This is a genomic window from Candidatus Nitrotoga arctica, assembly GCF_918378365.1.
GTDB classification, from domain to species: Bacteria; Pseudomonadota; Gammaproteobacteria; order Burkholderiales; family Gallionellaceae; genus Nitrotoga; species Nitrotoga arctica.
The window spans coordinates 2,887,702-2,909,768 of the sequence record NZ_OU912926.1; the positions used below are offsets into that span (position 1 = coordinate 2,887,702).

Here is a 22,067-nt window from a genome sequence, read left to right on the forward strand (position 1 = left end):
GCCACCGTCTATTACATTATTATAAAAACCGACGTCTAACGGGTCACTGGCAAATTACAAACCGGCACGGCGTCTATATGCAACTCCGTCTCTCGATCTGTACAAAAACGCGCAACTGGAATGCAATCATCAAACCAGATGCGTTTCAGCTACAGTTTGACGAGAGCAACCTGCGGGACTACCAATTCGATCACAAAGTAGGTCACCACCTCTTTTGCAAGCACTGCGGCGTGCGCTCGTTCGCTCGTGGATATGTTGAAGAAATCGGCGGGGACTACGTGTCAATCTAACTGTCGACATTCGATAACGCTAGTCCGGAAGAGCTTTTCGAATCGCCAATTCGATTCGGTGACGGTAGAAATAACAACTGGGGCGAACCGCCGGCCGAGACCATGCACCTGTGGAAAATGTCCGTGCCATGGCTCCTGAGCCTTCGCACAAGTGACGCCCAGCCCTTCCATCGAGGGGTTGCCTAAAGGTTGCGCCATTTAGGCATCCCCATATGTCAAACGTTAGATTTCAAGGAACCCACATGGATGCATCCGAGAAGCTCGTACAAGACCATCTACACCATCGCGACTACGTGGACGTTGTGTACGAACCTGATGGGAATGTCGCGCCTGACTTCCTCGTGAATGGCGCGATTGCCATTGAAGTCCGGCGGCTCAACCAGAATCACTTCGGAGGCCCAAATACAAAGGGTCTTGAGGAGGCAGCGATCCCCCTGTGGAACCAGGTCAAAGATCTCCTCTCCTCCATGGGTGCCCCAACCAAGGGCGAGAGTTGGTTCGTTCACTTCGAGTTCAATCGCCCTGTAGAAAGGTGGAAGACTCTTAGAAAAAAGCTGCGAAGCGCGCTCGCCGCATTTGCGGTTGCTACAAAGCAGGAACGGGCAATCATCGCAAAAGGACGAAACTTCGAGCTTGAAGTGTTCTGTCGAACATCGAAGCCGCACGCGACCATGTTTGTCATGGCAGGCTACACCGACAAGGAATCTGGAGGCTGGTTACTTGCGGAGATGGAGACCAATATTCGTTACTGCGCCCGCAAGAAGGAAGAAAAGATTTCTAAGGTCCGTTCGAAGTATCCAGAGTGGTGGCTATTGATCCGGCACAAATTATTCATGAAGCCGCGTAGGCGACTTTTGGGTCGCCGAAATAACGGCGCACGCGTTCGGGGTTTTGCTCAAGCATGATCATGTGATCAGTCGCAGCAGCTCTGAGTTTTGCCTTGGTGCGCACTGGCACCTTTGAAGTGATGACGTGCTTGAGATCTGCATTCAGTCTTTCTTCGGGGTTGAGTTCAGGGCTGTAGCTGGGCAAGTAGAACAACTCGATTTTCTGTGCGTTCTCGGCAGCCCAAGCCTTTACAGGTTTGCTGTGATGAACTCTCAAGTTGTCCAGTATCAGAAACACCTTGCGGTCTGTATCCTTGATGAGCGCCTCCAGAAATTCAATGAGCTTGTCGGAGTTAAATGCCTCATCAATAATCATCCAGCGCGTTTTACCCTGATTGGTTACCGTCGCAATCATCGATAGCTTGTGGCGCGTGCCGCCTACTGCGAACGTCACAGGTGTCTTGCCCACCGGCGCATAGCTCCTGCCTCTGACATCCGTGTTGACTAGCGCCGTCTCGTCGCCCCAGTGAATTTCCGCACCTTCTGTTTTTGCTCTGGCTTCAATGGCCGGATATTGTTCATCAAGCCAAGCCTGGACGGCTTCAGGCCGCTGCTCGTATGCTTTTTTAATGGGTTTTTGTGGTGTAAAACCCCAACGTGCCAAGTAGTTGCCTACTGCCCGAATAGACAGCTTGATACTGTGCGCCAGCTCAATGTGCTGGCGCACAGCGGGCCTGCTCCATAGCGCAAAATCCATCTTGAGTTGTTCGGGGCGTCTGTCGCAGATGGTTTGTTGAATCGCCAGCTCTTGGCTAACCGTCAAGCGACGTCCACTGCCAGGTTTTTTACCCCGAACGCCGGGCTTGAGTGCCCCCGAACCTTCAGCCTTATACAACCGCAGCGCCGTATTGACTGCCGTCCAGCTCAGTCCCGTCTGCACCACGATCTCCATCACCACCATGCCTTTGCGGTGCATACGTATGACTTGCTTGCGTCGTTCATGCAGTACTTCTCGCGACTGCTTGCGGGCATCTTCTTTTTCCATACTCCATGGACATCGAAAATCAAGAAAAGTTCACTTATAAATCGTGCCGGGTCTATAGTACTTGTTGATCACATCGGATACGGCCTCGACAATTCTGATCGTGAGATGTTTCGCGACCAAGTGTCCATAGCCCACACGTGGGACAAAATCGTCATCATTGATCCGCGAGACCACACCCGCTGGTTTGAAATCTAAACGTTCGTTGCATCGCACTGCCCTTGGCATGGTAGGGCTCGACCATCAAATACGATAAGGAGTTCCACATGAATCCAGGCATCAAAATTAGAATGAATCCTGAGGTTGATGGATATTTTAGAAAAGCCAAAAAGTGGCAGACAGAATTGGAAACCTTGAGAATGATCCTTCTCGACTGTCAGCTGACCGAAGAATTAAAGTGGGGTAAGCCTTGTTACACGTTTCAGGGAAAAAACATAGTTTTAATAATTAGATTTAAAGAATACTGTGCGCTTTTATTTACCCAAGGTGATTTGTTAAATGATGCCAATGGTATTCTAATTAAACCTGGAGCGAATACCCAAGCGGCGCGCCAAATTCGGTTTACCAATGTTCAAGAAATAGTCAAGATGGAAACCACCTTGAAAGCCTATATTTATGAAGCAATTGAAGTGAACAAAGCCGGTTTAAAAGTGAATTTTAAAAAGACTACAGAATTCATAATTCCTGAAGAATTGCAAAATAAATTAGATGCAATGCCTGCATTGAAAACTGCTTTTAATGCATTAACGCCGGGACGGCAAAGAGCATACATTCTTTATTTTTCTGCACCCAAGCAATCCAAAACTCGGGAGTCAAGGGTTGAAAAATGTAGGCAGCAAATTCTCAATGGTAAGGGATTAAATGATCAGTAATGCCACCAATTAGACTTCACGACTCAAATGTCCTGATGGTTTATATAAAGAAACTGTTTCTCTATATATTCACTATCATAACAATATTTGCAAGCATCTCAGCTAATGCGGAAAATACCTATCGTCCAAAATCCAACCATACTTACATCACTGGCCCGAAAGGTGGTTGCTACTATATCAACAGCCATGGAAATAAAACCTATGTAGATCGAGCGCTTTGCAAGTCGCGAGCAATTGAAATTAAAAAATCACAAGAAAAACTTGAACAAAATCGATAAAAAGTTAATTCGCGGATGTACACGTAAATTAAAACATTTGTTCTCCAAATAGCCGAAACGTACTCAGTACGTCTCTCAGAGGTGGCCTCTTGAGACTGATGATGGCAGGCCTTGTTTATGTTGTTATTGGCCCAACCAATTTTTGGTTGGAGTTCGTAATTTCGGAAATAATTGGTTTGTTTTCTTCGATCAGAAAGGAGGGGCGGATTCAAGTTCGAAGTGCAACAGCTAATGTTGGCTTGGTGTAGCGCATCTCCACCCCGAATAGTACTTCATGCGGTGATCTGAAACCCAGCACTTTGCGTGGCCGGTGGTTGAGTCGTTCTACCGCTCGCTGCACTTGCTCCTCAGTAATGTCAGTCAACTCCATGCCCTTGGGGAAGTACTGCCGGAATAACCCATTACTGTTCTCGTTCAGTCCTCGCTCCCAGGAACGGTAGGGGTGCGCGAAATAGATCGCAGTCTGTAGTTCTGCTGCGATCCGTTCATGCCCCGCAAACTCTTTGCCGTTATCGAATGTAATAGTGTGGCATTTGTCTTTATGGGGACTCAGTAAACTCGTTGTCACAGCCGTTACACCCTCGGCATGTTTGCTGCGTATGTGTCCCGCCAACACATAGCGCGACTTCCTTTCAGCCAGGGTAACCAGCCCCCCTTTGTGATTCTTGCCGATGACGGTATCACCCTCCCAATCCCCCATGCGTGTCTTTTGGTCAACGATTTCCGGACGTTCATCAATGCTGACACGGTTCTTGATCATGCCTCGCCGCTCTTGCCCACTTGCATATCGCTTGCGGCGTGGTTTCTGGCTTCGCAAATGATGGCACAGGTCGCCTCCGTCACGTTTGTCTGCGGTGACATGCCGATAGATCGCTTCATGGCTGATCTGCAGTTCGCCTTCCAACTTAAGCCGATTGGCGGCTTGTTCTGGGCTGAGGTCTTCTCGGATCAACCTTTCGACTTCAGCCCAGCTGTCCGATGAGAATTGCTTGCCATTGATACAGGCTTGCCGGCGCTCATCACGTAATGATTGCGCTTGTTTTGGCCGCCAGCCGCGTTGGCCTTTGTTTCGCCTGAACTCTCGTGAAATCGTCGATTTGTCCACGCCCATCTTTTGGGCAATCCGAGTTTGATTCAAACCGGCTTGTTTCAACCCGTAAATCTGATATCGTTGCCCGCTGGTGAGCTGCTTATATTTCTTCATCTGTGCTCCTTTTACTTGGTCGTTTAAGTGGCTCCGATATTAACGCAGCTCGCCACCTAAGTTCACTTACAAAAGTTGCACTTCAGAGTTGAATCCGCCTCTGAGATATGTCTAACCTTTTGGTCAAGAGAGGCATACTAAGCATGCCTCTACCACTAATTTTACGTTAGGCCAATGATGACTCCAATGCTGTACAACCTGATTTACATTGGCCCGATCATCCTAGTTGTCTCGGTCATAGCCTTACCCATCTTTTACCTCCTCTATTCGCGCGCCAGTGAGCCCAAAGCTCCGCTTTCCATACCTAAATATGTACTGGGCGCGGTAATGCTCGGCTTGGTGGCATTCATCATTGGAACCATGCTCGGAATTGCGGCGGCGTGCCTGCCAGCCGATGCCGGCAATCTGTGCGGCCTCGTGGGCATTTTCGGATCAGGCCCGCTCGTGGCAGGATTAGCTTTACTCGCGTTCGGATATTTGCGTACCCAATCTGCGCGCACGGGTACTAACAATTCATTCAAGGGGAATGCTCCCTAACGACATCGTCCCTTTAACTTAAAGACTCAAGTGACTAAAGAATCTAAAGCGTTGTCGCAAAAAATGTTTAAAATCGCTGCTGAAGCAAAAAAATCGGCAGACAACAGCAGTAAAGTGAAACCTGATAACAAACCCTAACCTGTCATATAAGTGGGACGCCTAACGGCATCCCCTTAATTCAAACTTTAAACGACAACAAGGATCATATGGGCAAAATCTACAACGAAATCACTCCCGAGCTCACGTCGTGGGTTCAGAAGCAGCACGTGTTCTTCGTCGCAACAGCACCATCAGCAGCTGAAGGCCACGTGAACTGTTCCCCAAAAGGCCTGGACTCTCTCAGAATTCTCACTCCTCAAACGGTCGCGTATGCCGATCTCACAGGAAGCGGAGCCGAGACCATCGCTCACATCAGAGATAACGGGCGAATCGTCCTGATGTTCTGTGCGTTTGAAGGGCCACCGAAGATCGTCCGCTTCCACGGCACAGGCGAGACTGTTTTGCCAGGTACGACGCTTTGGAAAAAGCTTGCTCCAAAGATGTACTTGAAGCCGAGTACTCGGGCAATCATCCTGATCCACGTCACTCGCGTCAGCGATTCTTGTGGATACGGAGTCCCGATCATGCCGTTTGTCGAAGATCGCGACGTCATCGACCGTTGGGTCGAGACAAAAGGCGTCGAGAATCTCTCTGCCTATCGGCGCGAGAAAAACGCTCGCAGCATCGACGGATTGCCCACAGCCGAATTCGAGTGAAACTGGAGAAAAGGTTATTTCGAAGGCACGATTTTAATTCCGGCCCATCAAGGCCTTTAATACAAAGGAGAGGACATGTTAAAGAAAGATATTCACTGCTTTACGCTTGCACAAGATCTAGCACTCAGACCTCTATCTACGCAATTAATTGCGGACTTACATTGCCCTGACTCACCTAGGTGGACCCAGACAATAAATGCTTCCAAACGTTTTGTAGCGATTTGTTTGGGTTTGATGGCAGCGCTTGGGGCTACCGCCGATACGTTCGCCCAGGCACTTCCGTCATCGCCGTCGCTCGTAGACACGGATTACCCAACCGTCGTCACAAAGGTATCGAGCAGCATCAACTGGGACACAATTAGATGGGTCGAACGGCGCTACAAGATCGAGGCAATGCGCTTCAAGGCGCGAGATGAAACCGGCATCGACTGGTTGGGCAGCGACGAAGTGATGGTCGAGACCACCGATGCGAAAGGTTGGACTGTCTCCAACGAGATCGGTGATATCGATACGGGCGATACCCACAACTTTGACCCGGCCAAGAGTTGCATCGTCGGGGTGCCCCCCGGCATCGTCGTGCTCGGCGAATCGTCGGTGTGCGAAAAGGGCGGCGAGCCGGGACCACTGAGTTTTCAGGTCGAGTTCTGGGAAAAAGACACAAGTCCTTTTGGAGGTTTCTGCATTCCTGCCGCTGGAGAACATGTCGGTCCGTACTGCGTGGACGACACGTACGGGGACGATTTTATTGGTAGCGCCCAGATTGACTATTTGACGCAAGAGCTCGAGGCGGCGCTACCTAACGTCGGCGACGAACAGATCGAATCTGTCAGACTAGACTCATGCCCCGGCCAAATTTGCGGCGACGGAGGGGGGCCTTGGAATTTAGGTGACTACACCTTTACTTGGCGCGTCACACGCCTGCCCAACGCTCTGGTTAATTTGGGCTCGTTGCTCACCGAGGCGATGCAGAGAAGCGGTGCCCGTTCCGAACTCGAGGTGATCACAGCCGGTTTGCGGTACTTGCGCGCACCGATCGAGCGCAAAACCAAGCCGGAAATAGACAAGCTGCCGCCTAAGCGCTAAAAGTAGAATGGAGGCAGTTCGTTTATCACTTGAGATTTGAAAACGTCCCTGAAAATTATTATTAAGGAGAGATTAAATGGTGAGTTTACAACCGCCAGTTTGCGATTTTGGCTGGAAAGCCCATGAATTTAACTTGCGGGGGGTAGATGGAAAACGCTACACCCCGAAAAATACATGTGGCAAGAATGGACTGTTGGTGATGTTCATTTGCAACCATTGTCCCTATGTGAAATCCATCCGTGATCGCATTGTGCGGGATACACGCGAACTGCTGAAACATGGCATTAACAGCATTGCCATCATGTCAAATGATTCTGCAGAATATGTGGAAGACTCTTTCGAGAATATGCAGAAAGTGGCTCAGCAATACGCTTATCCATTCCCTTATGTATGGGACGAGACACAGCAAATTGCTAAGGATTACGGAGCGGTTTGTACGCCAGATTTCTTCGGATTTAATGCTCAACTGGAATTGCAATATCGTGGTCGATTGGATGCCTCGCGCAAGGAGGCGATGCCGGATGTACCGCGTGATTTGTTTAATGCCATGGTGCAAGTGGCGCAAACTGGCAAGGGACCACTAGAGCAGATCGCCAGCATGGGTTGTTCTATTAAATGGAAAAGCGAAACATAAACCTGAATCGGTTCGGCTGACTTGAGCATCGTTTTTTAAGTTGAGGCTTATAAGTTTTTCTTAAGTTTTGCGGCTGAATTATTTATACAGAGACGATGAAGCCATGTGTTTGAGTAGCAAACCCGATTTGAGCCGCATCGGCCTATCTGTTTCGTGCCGGTTAGCGCATCACGGTCAGTACACGTCAGGCGCGGTTACAAAGCAGTTGAACATCATGAAAGGCGATTGACGTGCGGATATTGATACTCGGGGCCGGACAAGTCGGTTCGACAGTAGCAGAGAGTTTGGTCGGAGAAGACAACGATATCACCATCGTTGATACTGACGCGGAAAAATTGCGTCTGTTACAAGATCGCTTTGATCTACGTACCCTAGTGGGAAATGCTTCCCATCCTTCTGTACTAGAACAGGCTGGTATTGCAGATGTTGATATGTTGTTAGCCGTTACGCAAAGCGATGAGGTTAACATGGTGGCCTGTAAGCTTGCCGCCAGTCTGTATAACACCCCGACAAAGATTGCGCGCATTCGCGCCGCAAACTATCTGGAACATCCCGAAATATTTAGTGCTGATAATTTTTGTGTCGATTTTTCTATTTGCCCGGAACAGATACTCACTGATTACATCTATAAATTGATTGAGTTTCCCGAAGCCCTGCAGGTGCTGGAATTCGCTAATGGCCGAGTGTCCCTGGTGGCAGTCAAGGCGTTTGAGGATGGCCCTCTGGTCGGACAGGAATTGCGTTACCTGCGCGCACATATGCCCCATGTTGACACCCGGGTTGCGGCAATTTTCCGCCAGGATGGATCGATTATTCCAGAAGGTAGTACGGTGATCAAAGCCGGCGACGAGGTTTTCTTTATTGCCGCAACCGAAAATATCCGCACTGTGTTGAAAGAGTGGCGTCATATGGATAAGCCCGCCAAACGTGTGATGATTGTCGGGGGTGGCAATATAGGACGTCGGCTGGCGCAAGCGCTGGAGCGCGATTATCAGGTTAAGCTTATCGAGCATAACAAAAAAGCGTGTGAGCGCCTGGCAGCCGAGTTGACCCATACGCTGGTACTCTGTGGCGATGGGACCGATGAAAACCTGCTGGCCGCCGAACATGTAGCTGATGTGGACGTGTTTTGTTCTCTGACTAATGATGATGAGAACAATATTATGTCCGCGCTGCTAGCCAAAAAAGGGAGGGCACGTAAAGTACTCTCATTGATCAACCGCAGTTCATATGTAGAGTTGGTGCAAGGCGGGAAGATAGATATTGCACTATCACCGGCCCACGTTACGATCGGTTCATTGCTCGCCTACGTCCGCCAGGGCGACGTGGCAGTGGTGCATGCCCTTAGGCGCGGAGCAGCAGAAGCGCTGGAGATGGTGGTACACGGCGAGCGACATTCGTCTAAAGTGGTAGGACGACGCATTGATGAAATTGAACTGCCCAAGGGCGCGACTATCGGCGCAATTGTGCGGGGCAATCTAGTGATCATGGGTCACCACGACACGGTGATTGAGGCGGACGACCATGTCATCGTATTCGTAATCAACAAAAAGATGATTAGCAAAATCGAGAAGTTGTTTCAGGTCAGCATAGGGTTCTTTTAATGCAACGCTCGCTGACCGTTATTCACGCGCTGGGCACGATGTTAATCCTGTTCAGCGTAACGTATATCTTCCCTATTGGTACATCGCTGATTTATCAAGATGGCACATTGATAGACTTTGCCCTGGCAATGGTGATGACATTTGCGGTGGGCTGTCTGATGTGGATGCTTACACGTCACAACAAAGGTGAGCTGTCTATCCGCCACGGCTATTTGCTGGTAGTACTGATGTGGACGGCGATGCCTGCTTTTGCCACTCTGCCGCTATTGCTGCTGATTAACGGTCTGTCGTTCACCGATGCCTACTTTGAGACGATGTCTGCCATGACAACCACGGGCGCGACGGTGTTGACCCAACTGGACGCTTTGCCACCCGCCATCAACCTGTGGCGGCACGAATTGATCTGGTTGGGCGGCATGGGGATTATCGTGCTTGCGGTAGCAATTTTGCCGCTGCTGGGCGTCGGCGGTCGCCAGTTGTATAAGGCAGAAACGCCCGGCCCGATGAAGGATTCCACACTCACCCCGCGTATTACCGAAACTGCACGCAATTTGTGGCTGGTATATTTCTGTATTACCTTGGTCTGCATCCTATCGCTAAACGTGGCGGGAATGTCCTGGCTAGATGCTATATGCCATGCATTTTCCACGATGGGGTTGGGTGGTTTTTCCACGCATGACGCTAACATAGAATACTTCAACTCTGCTGTTATTGAATTTGTGCTCATCGTATTTATGCTGCTGGCCGTAATGAATTTCGCGACACACTTTCTGGCATGGCGCGAAAAGAGCTTGAAACTTTATTTACGTGACACCGAGACCCTCTGCACCATAATACTTATACTGGCGAGTTGCCTGGGCATTGGCATATTTCTATGGTGGCAGGGGACTTACCCGAGTTTCTGGACAGCACTGAGGCACGCTAGTTTTAACCTGATCTCAATTGCGACCGATTGCGGTTTCGCCAGCGTAGATTTTAACCACTGGCCCATGTTTGCGCCGCTGTGGATGCTGTTCTTGAGCTGTATTTCCGCCAGCTCCGGCTCTACCGGCGGTGGCATTAAAATGATACGCACGCTCATTTTAATTAAGCAGACAGGACGGGAATTCCTCAAACTGTTGCATCCGGCCGCGGTCAACCCATTAAAAATTGGCGGCCGCGTGGTGCCAGACAACATCGTGTTCTCAGTGTTGAGCTTTATCTTTCTTTACTTCATGAGCGTGGTCATATTGACCTTCGCGCTGGTGATCAGTGGGTTGGATTTCGTATCCGCTTTTTCCGGGATAATTGCTTGTATCAACAATGCTGGTCCTGGTTTGGGGGTATTGGGACCGGCCAGCAACTACGGAATATTAAATGATTTTCAGACTTGGATATGCACCTTGGCCATGCTGATCGGGCGCTTGGAAATCGTTACCGTGCTGATCATTTTTACACCGCATTTTTGGCGGCGATAACCTGATGTTTCATCAATTCTGTGCGAGAAACACGCGAATTAGAGAAAACTCATGATTGATTGTTTTGCTAACGCATCACTAAAGAGCTAGGGCTAATGATGATATTGCAACAACCTGTTATTTTGCTATTCGGCAAGAATGGCCAAGTTGGCTTCGAGTTGCAAAGAGCATTGTCGCCGCTTGGCTTGGTGCATGCCTTCGGCCGACAAGCTTGCGATTTGACTCAGTTATCGCAAGTAAGAGCAATTGTGCATCAGTTACGGCCCAATATTATCGTGAATGCTTCGGCTTACACCGCAGTAGATAAAGCCGAAAGCGAACCACAGATTGCTTACCTGATTAATGCCACCCTACCCAGTATGCTCGCAGAAGAGGCGGCTTCTATAGGGGCACTGCTCGTGCATTATTCGACCGATTATGTGTTCGATGGTACGCAGCCCGGGTGGTATGTAGAAGACGATATCCCAAATCCGCAATCGGTTTATGGTACAAGCAAACTTGCAGGCGAGAATGGAATTGCCGCGACGGGTTGCCGCAATTTGATCTTCCGTACCAGTTGGGTATTCGGCGCGCATGGTGGAAATTTCGCCAAGACAATTCTTAGGCTTGCTAAAGAACGTGAATCGCTTAATGTAATAGCTGATCAGTATGGTGCGCCGACATCGGCGCATTTAATTGCGGATGTTACCGCTCAGGTTATTGCTCAGTATTGGAACGAAGTAAATCGAGAAAGCTTTCCCTATGGCATCTATCATCTGGTTGCTGCCGGTGAAACAACTTGGTACGAGTATGCCAAATACGTTATTGCTTATGCTGAAAAGGCAGGAATCGAATTACGGTTAAAATCGAGTGCAATTGAAGCAATTCCGAGCATCCACTATCCATTACCTGCGCCACGTCCGTCCAATTCCAGGCTTGATAGTGGCAAACTACGAAAAACGTTTGATCTGACTCTCCCAGATTGGCAGCAAGACATAGTGCATGTATTGGAGAAAATTATTACGGTTTAAGCATCATGATCAAATAAAGTTCAACCAAACAAATTCCAAGATCACGAACATTGGTGAATGAAGCTGCGGACGGAATGCAGCGTATGGGTATGCGATGGTAGTGTTGACTGACCTTGAATGCCCAAATCGCCAAGTGCTAAATTATTCACCGGAGCGCACTAAGCGCACCCGATAACCAGCACTGTTATGCTCCGAGCCGTAGTCCACGTAGCCATAATCGAAATTAACTCCCCAAGCATAAGAAGGCTCGCCAGCCGCGGGCGGAGCCGACCAGAAAGGAGATCCTGGCGTTCCCGGAAATGCGTCCGTATCAATCGCCGGGTTACAGCGGTTGGAATCCACAATGCTCGACAGTTCCTTTAAACTGGGGAGGCGCCAGGGTTTGCCACTGGTTAAGGCTTCGTTTTTAGCCCAGCTCTGGGCCTGATCCGAGCTATAAGCGGTTGCGCTCCCACTACAGCCATTGGCTGTGATCTTCATGCCTTCTGCGCAGCGCCGCCAGATCAAACCGGTAACGCTGTCAGTGACTTCATTGCCGTCCGTCGAAATTACATATCGAACCTGGGCTTGCGCCTCGGGGTCGCCTGATTCAGCCACTACGTCTGCTAGCGGCAGAGGGGTAACGGTTACCATAATCATGCTCCTAAAATAAATTCGTACATCCTACTCTGGCTATATAAAAAACTAAAAACAACATTTCATTATATTTAATTTTAATCAATAGTGTCCGGTTAAATGAAAGGGTGAATCGCTGAAAGGCATGACTGACGCAGGATTCAGCACAATGATTAGTGTCTCCGATTTGAAAGGCGATTCTGGCAGTCTTCCAGAATATCTTCAAGCATATCTGAACGAGTTTATTTTTCACTTCAACAGGCGCTTCCACAATGAACAAATTATATGAGACATCCTGTAAGTAGTATCTTGGAGTGCAAAATGGATAGACATGTAATAAAATTATGCACAAGCACTTCACATCTTGTCTTTTTTTAGTTACGATGCATTCTTAAGTCCTGTAGCGCACCTTCACTCAGCTTCACATTAAATAAATTTCATCCCTAACTTAATAATTATAAAGCGATATTGATCATGAGTGAGCACATCCATTATGTTACTGATCCAACCTTTGCTGCCGATGTGCTGCAAGCACCGTTACCAGTACTGGTAGACTATTGGGCAGAATGGTGCGGCCCATGCCGGAGTATCGCTCCGATTCTGGAAGAGATTGCCAAGGAATATGCCGGGCGCATCACCGTAGCCAAAATGAATGTAGATGAAAACCAACAAACTCCGCAGAAATACGGTGTCCGTGGCATTCCCACACTAATGCTGTTCAAGAACGGAAATATTGAAGCAACTAAAGTCGGCGCGTTATCTAAATCGCAGCTCACCGCGTTTATTGACAGCCATATCTAAATCATTTAGACTTATTCTGTAATATTTCTTAAGCTCGTTAGATCCTTCTGCACCATACTCACAAATCCTGACATTCAAGACAGTTCATGTACGCGGCATCCCCGCGCAAACCGTAACACCTCCCTAAGCAGGCTCCCTAAACTTCGTAATATCACCCACCCATCTCTATATGCATTTATCTGACCTCAAAACCAAACACATCACCGAACTGGTAGGCATGGCAACAACAAACCAGATCGACAATGCCAACCGCATGCGCAAACAAGACCTGATTTTTGCTTTGCTTAAAAATCAAGCAAAAAAGGGCGAGAGCATTTTTGGCGAAGGTACGCTGGAAGTATTACCCGACGGATTTGGCTTTCTGCGCTCGCCGGACATTTCTTACTTGGCGGGACCGGATGACATCTACGTTAGTCCAAGTCAGATCCGTCGTTTCAATCTTCATACCGGAGATTCAATCGAAGGCGAGATCCGCACCCCCAAAGAAGGAGAACGTTACGTCGCTTTAGTAAAGGTAGACAGGGTTAATTCCGAGGCTCCGGAAAATACGAAGAACAAGATACTGTTCGAAAATCTGACACCACTATTCCCCACTAAGCAAATGGCACTGGAGCGAGACATCCGCGCCGAGGAAAACGTCACTGGTCGCATCATTGATATCGTCGCTCCCATTGGTAAAGGTCAACGCGGATTGCTGGTAGCCTCGCCAAAATCTGGCAAGACCGTGATGTTGCAGCACATCGCCCATTCCATCGCAGCAAACAACCCGGATGCACATCTAATTGTTCTGCTGATCGACGAACGTCCCGAAGAAGTCACCGAAATGAGTCGCAGCGTGCGCGGTGAAGTGGTCGCATCTACCTTTGACGAGCCTGCCACGCGCCACGTCCAGGTCGCCGAAATGGTGCTGGAAAAAGCCAAGCGCCTAGTTGAACATAAGAAAGATGTGGTCATCCTTCTGGATTCCATCACTCGGCTGGCGCGTGCCTACAACACAGTTGTGCCGTCTTCCGGCAAAGTGCTTACTGGCGGCGTTGATGCAAATGCCCTGCAGCGTCCCAAACGTTTTTTCGGAGCGGCTCGCAACATTGAAGAAGGCGGCTCACTTACCATTATCGCCACGGCGCTAGTGGATACCGGTTCTCGCATGGACGATGTGATTTACGAAGAATTCAAGGGCACCGGTAATATGGAAATTCATCTTGACCGACGCATGGCAGAGAAACGTATCTACCCGGCCATTAACATCAATCGTTCCGGCACACGCAGGGAAGAGTTGCTGATTAAATCCGATATTTTACCCAAAATATGGGTACTGCGTAAATTACTCTATCCGATGGATGAATTGGAATCAATGGAATTTCTACTGGATAAAATTAAAGCGACTAAGAACAACGCTGATTTTTTCGATTCAATGCGCCGCTAAAATTTCAAAAGACTGCGCCATGCGGTTCAGCATAATCGAAGGACCCCAAACAAGGGCCTCGATTAATTAATCCTGCAGAAATGTGTAACTTGAAGCAATTATTGCTTTACTTCCCATAACCACACCTGCCCTGGCGTGAAATCCAATTAACGTTCTTCGGGTCTACTGAAAACTCTCTCCTTGGGCCGAGGGAAATTTTCTTTTACCTCTACGGTATCGGATAAATTACAGCCTTTGCGCAGATTATCTTCTTCCTTCTCTAAGGCAAGCGTAGCCATCATTTTTGATGAATGGGTAGCTAAAATAATCGTCAATCCAGGAAACTGTTCCTGTGCCATTTTTTTAAGCCGAGACAGAAGTCGTTGTTGCCAATCTTCGTGTAAATGTGCTTCAGGTTCGTCAATCAGCAGAATTGTGTTGCGCGTCATATATGCGCCGAGGCGTACAAACAATTGCACCAGATTTTTTTCTCCGTTACTGAGTGTATCGAGTCGATGCAGCTTTCCATTGCTCACAACTTCAACCTCATGCGGATCTTTGCGAACATCCTTGATTGCGGTACAGGTATCGGTAAAAACCCTCTCATTAACCAATTTTACCGCGCGATCAAACCGTCCGTCATCAAGCCACTTCAGCCAAACCAGCAGATTGTCGAGCGAGTCACGCCAATCGCCGCTTTCTGCACCAAAAGAGTGAGAAGGAGCATAATTCCAGTTCATAGGGGGAACAATGGCGCGATGTTGATCTGGATTAACCGGCACAATATCACGATGGGCTGAAAAATAAATGACCGTTGGCCAGTCCAGTATGCTTTCTTCAAAGCCACCAATTTTTTCACCCGTAGCTGCATCGATACCTGAAATAAAATTTGCAATCCATTTATCATGCAGGCCGATTGTCGACCAGATTTCTGCTTCATTACGGCAGAAACCAAAACGGTGCCACTGTTGCGCGCCCACTTTGCTCAGCGCTTCTTCATCCCATTGACGCAAACTATTCGTCACCTCCAGCTGACCAGCAAGCAGGGATAACACTGCAACTCGTTCATGGCCATCGTCACTGTAGTGAATACGAAAATCCAATTGCGTCCGCCCCGGGCCACGGTCCAGGTTTTCCAGATTAAAAGGTGAATCAAAGCGGCGATTATGAGCTGCGGCTAAATCCTGAGGCTTGGTAAAGCCTGTCATTCCCACTAAGGCTGGAATCAGTTCTAATGCCGTTGTCTTGCCTCGGCCATTTTTGGAATGGAGCATAAAAAAATTGCAAGACTCGCCATTATCATCGGTGAAATTTATTTCTTCCGGTTGTGTCTGGAATGGACCCATGCGGTCTATAGTCAGCCACAACGGCGTAAATTCATATATCTGGAAGTTATCCATTGATTGCTTCTCCTTGTGGCGATGGCCGTGGCCTGCACGATGTTGTAGTTATTTCAGCAAGAAGCCATACACACGAGCTGTTGCTTGACCCAAGACCCGCCAGCATTCGCCCGTTCACGGCAAGCTTTCCGTACCGGACTCATGGAAAAACGAAAAATATTTTAGACTAAAGAGGATTGCTCAGTCAAGGCGAAGTCAGTTCGAGTGCCCATACGGATGTAATAATTGGAAGGGCATGCTTTGTAATATACAGTCTCCTAAGTAATAAAAATTTAGAAGCCCAAGCCCCCATCTAAGTTACATTTTCCCGTTAAAAAAGCCTGCAAATCGGCCAAAATATGCAGCTGTTCGTCGTTCATATTGATCACCTTGCCTCGGTATAATGATCGATCACGTCTATCTGTTTAGGCTCAAGCTCCGTTAGATCCACGTACCCCGTTTAGAATCAAACCCCATTGAGCAACTATACTGCTAGGCATTGCTCAGAATTCTGATTAGAATGCTAAATTGAATCAATTAAAAGTGTACTTTTTAAGTATCGTCACAAATGCAATTTACCCACTTTACCGATTATTCATTGCGCACTTTAATTTACTTGGGCGCACAGCAAAACACGCTGACTACGATCAGTGAAGTTGCTGAAAAATATGGTATCTCGCAAAGCCATTTAACGAAAGTCGTACATCAACTGGCCAATCGCGGCTATATTCAAACCACGCGCGGCAAAGGTGGCGGCATGCGCTTGGCGCGCTTACCGCAGTTGATCAACATCGGGGATGTAGTACGTGATATGGAAGAAAATATCAATCTGGTTGAGTGTTTCAATGCAAAAAACCAAAGCTGTCCCTTACTGCCCGCATGTATTCTCAAGTCAGTGCTTCTAGAGGCGCGCAAAAATTTCTTTGATACTTTGGATCGCTACACTCTGGCAGATTTATTGACTAATCAATCATTTCTGAGAAAAAAGCCCGAACTCCTGAAAAGCGCACGTTAAAACTAAACTCAATTTTATTGTTAGCGCCTTAATCACCCTATGTTTGAAGGCAGTTTGTCGCTTTACGCAAATTCAGCTAATAAAGTTAGATGGTCGGCAAATTCGGCAACGCAATCTTGTTGTCGGTGCTGAACAGATAATCCTTGAACACATGCTCGGCCGTTAGTATCTGATAAGTCCCATCCGATAGGCGGCGCGTGGTGTCCTTAAGGCGGTAGGTGTTGTGTCCGCAAGTCCAGCAGTCAAAGTTGCGCATAGCGGTGCACAAACAGGTTTTGTCCATAACGGAGATTTTCTTAGCATTTGGGTGAGCCGCCACCTCGGCGTTGTAAGCCGTGATATATGCACAGTTACCGTTGCCGTCCAGCAGGTAGCCGTAGGCTTCGCAGTTGGGACGAATGCCCGCGCCGATGGCCGGACTTTTCTTCAACATGCGCATGGGATAGCCGGTAGGCGAAATCATGTTTACCTCAATGTCTTCCTCGTTGGCCTTAAAATACTCTTGCACAATCTTTTCCGGCAAACCGCACTCACGTGTTGCAGTAAAGCGTGTTGCCACTTGCACCGCCGCCGCACCCGTTTCCAGATACGACACTGCATCGCTGCCGGTAAAAATCCCACCGGCCGGTATGATCGGAATGTCCAATTTTTCGGCCTGCAAGTACTGATAAATTTCTCTACAGATTTCTCGCAGATCGTATTTCATCCAGTCCAAACCGAAGCCCAAGTGGCCACCGGCCAGCGGTCCCTCTATCACGATATAATCCGGTAGGCGGTTAAGCTTGGCGTTTTTGCGCAAAAAAATTTGCAGCGCACGTAGAGAGGAGACAATAATGCCGAGCTTGGCGTCGCGAAAACGTGGATGATCTTCCATCAACGCGAATGAACCCAGATGCAATCCGGCACTCAAGGTAATTCCATCTATACCGGCAGAGAGGGCCCCATGCAATCGTACCCGCAACGTTTCGCGCGGGGCATTCATCGTAAGCTTTTCCATGCAATTAACGAAAATCATACCGGAACCGCGCTTGGCTTCCATGGCTCTGCTCAGGTGCAAGCGCGTCGACTCTGCAATCTGTCCAAGATCAAATTGCACCGTGGACTTATCAGTATTGGCAACATTATATTTATACTGCTGGAGCTTTGATTTAACGAAATTCGTATTTAAAAGCCGGTCCGTTACAGTCGGCAACATGGCATCGGAAAGATGCCCGATGCCGCCAAGACGCGCAGCTTCCAGCGCCAGTTCAGCCGTGGAAATATCAACCCCCATCCCGCCAATCATGATAGGCACCAGCTCTTGCTTGCCAAATTTCAAACGAAAATCATTAACACACTTCATTGCCATCCTTCAATTAAAGACGCTATATTAGCTTGGTAATAATAGGCAGCCTCCCGCATCATACGCAAATATTTGTAAAAAACTGTTTGGGTATTCATATTAACAAGTATCTCGAAAACAGTACTTGACCGATGCTGTGGGAACATAACTTTCAACCACTACAAATTTACCACAGGCAACGCAAAGCCCATTTGCGTTTATTAACGTGGAAATTATGGGATTAATCGGAATGGGAACAGGCACGTTCGGCGAGAACTATTTACACCCTCCTGAAAAATCAGGTTTTCCACAGCCTCAAATATGAATATGGACAAGCGCTTCCAGCTTATTTTTTGCCGCACCGCTGGCAATAACTTCCTTGGCTTTTTTTACACCCTCTTGTAGCGTTTGAGTCAGCCCCGCCACATAAATGGCCGCACCAGCGTTAAGCTGCACGATGTCATGTGCGGCACCGGGCTGATTATCCAGCACCGACAACAACATCGTGCGCGCCTCATCGGCATTGGCAACGCGTATACTATCCAGTGGGGCTGTCTGTAGATCGAAGTCTTGCGGTTGTACTGAATATTCGATTACCGTCCCGTTTTTTAGTTCCGCAATATAAGTTGGCCCGCTGATAGAAATTTCATCCATGCCGTCTGCACCATGCACCACCAACACGTGACGACTACCGAGCTGCTGCAGTACGAGCGCCAATTTCACCGTCAGATCACGCTGGAATACGCCCATTACTTGGTTCTGAGCGCCCGCCGGGTTAGTAAGCGGGCCCAGCAAGTTGAACAGTGTGCGCACGCCGAGTTCACGCCGCACTGGTGCGGCGTATTTCATCGCGCTGTGATGATTGGGCGCAAACATGAAACCCACACCCAGTTCCTGCACACAGTGTGCTACGTGCTGCGGTGTAAGGTTGACATTGACGCCGAGTTTTTCCAAGATATCGGCGCTGCCACAGGTGCTGGAAACTGAACGTCCGCCATGCTTGGCGACGCGCGCTCCCGCTGCCGCCGCGACTAGCGCGCTGGCAGTGGAAATGTTAAAGGTCTGCGCACCATCACCGCCCGTGCCACAGGTATCAATCAAATGTCTATCATCCTGAATCGTCACTTTACTCGACAGATCGCGCATCACCTGCACTGCCGCCGCAATCTCACTGACAGTCTCTCCCTTCATGTGTAACGCGACCAAAACCGCTGCGATTTGAGCAGGAGTAAGCTGTCCGCCCATAATGTTCCGCATCAACTCGTACATGTCGTCATGCGGCAAGTTTTCACGATTAAGCAGTCGATTAAGCAGGCTGGCATAGTTCATTAGCGTTCACCACGCAAAAAATTAGCAAGTAGCTCGTGGCCATATTCAGTGAGAATGGATTCCGGATGAAATTGCACCCCTTCCACCGCCATCGTTTTGTGACGCACTCCCATGATTTCACCATCTTCAGTCCATGCGGTAATTTCCAGACAGTCGGGCAGCGTGGCGTGGTCGATCACCAGCGAATGGTAGCGTGTAGCGGTGAATGGGTTGGGCAGGCCATGAAAAACGCTCCTATTGTTGTGAAAGATGGCCGAGGTTTTGCCGTGCATTAGCTGCTTGGCGTGAACAATTTTTCCACCGAATGACTGGCCGATACTCTGATGGCCCAGGCATACACCAAAAATGGGAATGCGTCCGGCAAAGCGCTGAATGGTGGCGACCGAAATCCCAGCTTCGTTAGGCGTGCACGGTCCTGGTGAAACTACAATACATTGCGGTTGTAGTATCTCAATCTGCTCCAGTGAAATCTCATCATTGCGATGCACAACCACATCTGCGCCTAGCTCGGCGAAATATTGCACCAAGTTATAGGTGAAAGAATCGTAGTTGTCTATCATTAGCAACATAACTATACCTAACTATATGACTTTATTTTTTAATATGAATAATTAAAATTTGTTAACGCTAACAAGCGTTAAGGCTATAGATCCTAATCATTAAAGCAATCCCTTTAATCCAATCGCTCTGTCTGAGGGGCTTCGCTAACGCCCGAAACCTGGACTGGTTCTGACAAACGGCTTGCGAGTACCTTGTCGATCCGTTTACCGTCCAGATCAACAACCTCCAGCCGCCATTGTTCCCACATCACGACGTCAGTGACCTTAGGTAGCCGCCCAAGCAACCACATCACCATTCCGCTAAGTGTATGGTATCGACCCTTGTCTTCTTCAGGGACAGATTTCAACTCTAATTGATCCTTCAACTCGGGCACTGGAATCATTCCGTCCAGTAACCACGAACCGTCTTCACGCTGTACCGCCCAGCGGTCCTCAATGTCAGGCGGTCTAAACTCGCCGGTAACCGCCTCCAATACATCTTGAAGGGTGACCAAACCCTGAACCTCACCATACTCATCTATGACGAAAACCATGTGGGTATCTGATCCTTGGAATTGTGCCAGAAGTTCCAATCCGGTCAACGATTCGGTCACAAAAACACATTGATGCAACTGTGCAGTCAGATCGGGATGTCCGCCATTAAAGGTCTGATTGAACAGTTGCTTAATGGTAGCCACTCCAAGCAGGTCACCCAAGCCACCCCGGCAAACCGGAAAGCGTGAATGATCTGATTCTGCCATGCGTAAGAGGTTGGCCTCAAGTGGCTGGTTGATATCCAGATATACGATATCCGCTCGGGGGATCATAAGTGATCCAACTTGGCGTTCATCCAAACGAAAGACGTTGCGAACCATGTCATGTTCGTGCTGCTCAATGATCCCGGCTTCGGAACCTTCTTCCAGCATCGCATGAATTTCCTCTTCCGTTACGCCAGGCTCCGCTTGCTGGCTTTTTCCCATCATTCTCAAGAGAGCATCAGTGGATATCGACAGCAATCGCACGAACGGATGCGTAATTAATGCCAAGATATGTATAGGTCTTGCCACTAGGCGCGCAATTCCTTCCGGGTTAAATTGAGCGATGCGTTTGGGTACAAGTTCACCGATAACAATGGAGAGATAGGTAATCACCACGACTACCAAGGCGGTTGCACCTAACTCGCTTGGGCGTTGATCAACACCCAGCGTTTGCAGCCATGCTGCGAAGGGGGCAGCAAATACCGCCTCGCCGACGATACCGTTCAGAATACCGATTGACGTGATTCCAATCTGGATAGCGGACAGGAAACGTGTTGGATTCTCGCCCAGACTCATCGCCACTTCTGCCGAGGTGTCGCCATCTGCCGCCAGACGCGCTAGACGGACGTGTCGGGCAGTCACGAGGGCTATCTCCGACATGGCGAAAATGCCATTTAGCAAAATCAGCGTTATCAGGAACAATATATCCATGAGATTATTCGACAGCATGGTAGTGAGGAGATGAAATGCAAATAACGGGGCAGTTGCCTTCGCTGGGGCATTGCCAAATGTGAGATAGACGGAGACACAATACCCAAGTTATTAAACTTATCACCGTCTTGAGAATTACCGGGAATAGTAAAACAAGGTCCCCTCTACGTTCTTTTCCGCACAGCCAAAGGGCGATGGTGATTCGTACGGAGAAAAGACAGGAGAGCAGATAACAAAATAAGTTGTCTGATAAGGACTTCTCCCCATTTATTATTCGTTTACTGATTTCAGTGGAAGATATATACGCAAGTGAACAATCACTACTACTATTCATAGGGCGGAGTGAAACCCCGCTCCCCCTGTCTGTTATTTTAATGGTAGCCATCATAACAGACACCATGAAAATTTGTTATCGATTTGATTTTTATGTTAATTAATTGCATTAATGGCTCTTTTTGTTTCAAAAAAAGACATCGAGAATGTCGCTTTCAACTCTTTAGATAATCGGCGAACCACAGTTAAAGATCAACCACTGCAAATTAGACCGCCATTAATGATTCGACAATTTTAAAACTCTCGCTTAAGCTCTCCCAAGGCCGCA

21 protein-coding genes and 1 other RNA gene are annotated in these 22,067 nt (G+C 48.5%); 14 read left to right on the forward strand and 8 right to left on the reverse strand.

Translation table 11 applies throughout. The features are described 5' to 3' along the window. Positions 1-77 precede the first annotated feature (77 nt). Both MKZ32_RS13170 and MKZ32_RS13175 read left to right on the forward strand, forming a co-directional pair. Positions 78-290, forward strand: coding sequence for a GFA family protein (locus MKZ32_RS13170; protein WP_239797686.1), 213 nt, complete (start codon positions 78-80; stop codon positions 288-290). A gap of 242 nt (positions 291-532) precedes the next feature. Beyond that, positions 533-1,195 carry a hypothetical protein gene (locus MKZ32_RS13175; RefSeq protein ID WP_239797687.1) on the forward strand — a complete coding sequence of 221 codons (663 nt, stop codon included), beginning with the start codon at positions 533-535 and terminating at the stop codon, positions 1,193-1,195. Here the strand turns inward: MKZ32_RS13175 and MKZ32_RS13180 are convergent. Then, complete coding sequence (locus tag MKZ32_RS13180) at positions 1,122-2,162, reverse strand: IS630 family transposase (RefSeq protein ID WP_239797688.1); 1,041 nt, start codon at positions 2,160-2,162, stop codon at positions 1,122-1,124. The two genes, MKZ32_RS13175 and MKZ32_RS13180, sit on opposite strands and share 74 nt — an antisense overlap. A gap of 263 nt (positions 2,163-2,425) precedes the next feature. Between MKZ32_RS13180 and MKZ32_RS13185 the strand changes: the two genes are divergently transcribed. Further along, on the forward strand, positions 2,426-3,031 hold the full coding sequence (locus MKZ32_RS13185) for a YdeI/OmpD-associated family protein (protein ID WP_239797689.1): 606 nt from the start codon (positions 2,426-2,428) through the stop codon (positions 3,029-3,031). 328 nt (positions 3,032-3,359) lie between these two features. Next, positions 3,360-3,423, forward strand: an RNA gene (locus tag MKZ32_RS13190) — hammerhead ribozyme type II. Between the two features lie 94 nt (positions 3,424-3,517). On the opposite strand, the gene MKZ32_RS13195 is transcribed toward MKZ32_RS13190, so the two are convergent. Next, positions 3,518-4,513: an IS30 family transposase gene (locus MKZ32_RS13195; RefSeq protein ID WP_239797690.1), complete on the reverse strand. Its 996-nt coding sequence runs from the start codon at positions 4,511-4,513 to the stop codon at positions 3,518-3,520. Between the two features lie 174 nt (positions 4,514-4,687). On the opposite strand from MKZ32_RS13195, the gene MKZ32_RS13200 reads away from it, so the two are divergent. The 7 genes from MKZ32_RS13200 to rfbD all read left to right on the forward strand — a co-directional run bounded on the left by MKZ32_RS13200 (position 4,688) and on the right by rfbD (position 11,593). Beyond that, on the forward strand, positions 4,688-5,050 hold the full coding sequence (locus MKZ32_RS13200; RefSeq protein WP_239797691.1) for a hypothetical protein: 363 nt from the start codon (positions 4,688-4,690) through the stop codon (positions 5,048-5,050). Between the two features lie 206 nt (positions 5,051-5,256). Further along, the gene (locus MKZ32_RS13205; RefSeq protein ID WP_239797692.1) at positions 5,257-5,805 is read left to right on the forward strand and encodes a pyridoxamine 5'-phosphate oxidase family protein; all 549 of its coding nucleotides are present in this window, start codon (positions 5,257-5,259) and stop codon (positions 5,803-5,805) included. 75 nt (positions 5,806-5,880) lie between these two features. Continuing rightward, on the forward strand, positions 5,881-6,888 hold the full coding sequence (locus MKZ32_RS13210) for a hypothetical protein (RefSeq protein WP_239797693.1): 1,008 nt from the start codon (positions 5,881-5,883) through the stop codon (positions 6,886-6,888). Positions 6,889-6,964: 76 nt separating this feature from the next. After that, positions 6,965-7,522, forward strand: coding sequence for a thioredoxin family protein (locus tag MKZ32_RS13215; protein WP_239797694.1), 558 nt, complete (start codon positions 6,965-6,967; stop codon positions 7,520-7,522). Positions 7,523-7,752: 230 nt separating this feature from the next. Further along, positions 7,753-9,126: a Trk system potassium transporter TrkA gene (gene trkA, locus MKZ32_RS13220; RefSeq protein WP_239797695.1), complete on the forward strand. Its 1,374-nt coding sequence runs from the start codon at positions 7,753-7,755 to the stop codon at positions 9,124-9,126. After that, positions 9,126-10,583 (forward strand): TrkH family potassium uptake protein, encoded by a 1,458-nt coding sequence (locus MKZ32_RS13225; protein ID WP_239797696.1) that lies wholly within the window; start codon positions 9,126-9,128, stop codon positions 10,581-10,583. The genes trkA and MKZ32_RS13225 overlap by 1 nt, the downstream gene beginning before the upstream one ends. 95 nt (positions 10,584-10,678) lie before the next feature. Next, entirely contained in the window at positions 10,679-11,593 is a 915-nt protein-coding gene (gene rfbD / locus MKZ32_RS13230) for a dTDP-4-dehydrorhamnose reductase (protein ID WP_239797697.1), read from the forward strand. A gap of 141 nt (positions 11,594-11,734) precedes the next feature. Here the strand turns inward: rfbD and MKZ32_RS13235 are convergent, their stop codons facing one another. Further along, positions 11,735-12,232 carry an Lcl C-terminal domain-containing protein gene (locus MKZ32_RS13235; RefSeq protein ID WP_239797698.1) on the reverse strand — a complete coding sequence of 166 codons (498 nt, stop codon included), beginning with the start codon at positions 12,230-12,232 and terminating at the stop codon, positions 11,735-11,737. 450 nt (positions 12,233-12,682) lie between these two features. On the opposite strand from MKZ32_RS13235, the gene trxA reads away from it, so the two are divergent. Together trxA and rho are read left to right on the forward strand one after the other, a co-directional pair. Continuing rightward, on the forward strand, positions 12,683-13,009 hold the full coding sequence (gene trxA / locus MKZ32_RS13240; protein ID WP_239797699.1) for a thioredoxin TrxA: 327 nt from the start codon (positions 12,683-12,685) through the stop codon (positions 13,007-13,009). Between the two features lie 169 nt (positions 13,010-13,178). Beyond that, on the forward strand, positions 13,179-14,435 hold the full coding sequence (gene rho, locus MKZ32_RS13245; RefSeq protein ID WP_239797700.1) for a transcription termination factor Rho: 1,257 nt from the start codon (positions 13,179-13,181) through the stop codon (positions 14,433-14,435). A gap of 146 nt (positions 14,436-14,581) precedes the next feature. Here the strand turns inward: rho and MKZ32_RS13250 are convergent, their stop codons facing one another. Then, positions 14,582-15,814 (reverse strand): AAA family ATPase, encoded by a 1,233-nt coding sequence (locus tag MKZ32_RS13250; RefSeq protein ID WP_239797701.1) that lies wholly within the window; start codon positions 15,812-15,814, stop codon positions 14,582-14,584. Positions 15,815-16,361: 547 nt separating this feature from the next. Here MKZ32_RS13250 and MKZ32_RS13255 point away from each other — a divergent pair. Next, positions 16,362-16,808 carry an Rrf2 family transcriptional regulator gene (locus tag MKZ32_RS13255; RefSeq protein WP_239797702.1) on the forward strand — a complete coding sequence of 149 codons (447 nt, stop codon included), beginning with the start codon at positions 16,362-16,364 and terminating at the stop codon, positions 16,806-16,808. Between the two features lie 85 nt (positions 16,809-16,893). On the opposite strand, the gene MKZ32_RS13260 is transcribed toward MKZ32_RS13255, so the two are convergent. The 4 genes from MKZ32_RS13260 to MKZ32_RS13275 form a co-directional block, all read right to left on the reverse strand. Beyond that, positions 16,894-18,150, reverse strand: coding sequence for a nitronate monooxygenase (locus tag MKZ32_RS13260; RefSeq protein WP_239797703.1), 1,257 nt, complete (start codon positions 18,148-18,150; stop codon positions 16,894-16,896). A 294-nt stretch (positions 18,151-18,444) separates the two neighbouring features. Further along, entirely contained in the window at positions 18,445-19,458 is a 1,014-nt protein-coding gene (trpD, locus tag MKZ32_RS13265; RefSeq protein ID WP_239797704.1) for an anthranilate phosphoribosyltransferase, read from the reverse strand. Beyond that, positions 19,458-20,027, reverse strand: a complete 570-nt coding sequence (locus tag MKZ32_RS13270) for an anthranilate synthase component II (protein WP_239797705.1) — start codon at positions 20,025-20,027, stop codon at positions 19,458-19,460. The genes trpD and MKZ32_RS13270 overlap by 1 nt, the downstream gene beginning before the upstream one ends. Positions 20,028-20,131: 104 nt before the next feature. Continuing rightward, positions 20,132-21,484, reverse strand: a complete 1,353-nt coding sequence (locus MKZ32_RS13275) for a hemolysin family protein (protein WP_239797706.1) — start codon at positions 21,482-21,484, stop codon at positions 20,132-20,134. Positions 21,485-22,067 lie beyond the last annotated feature (583 nt).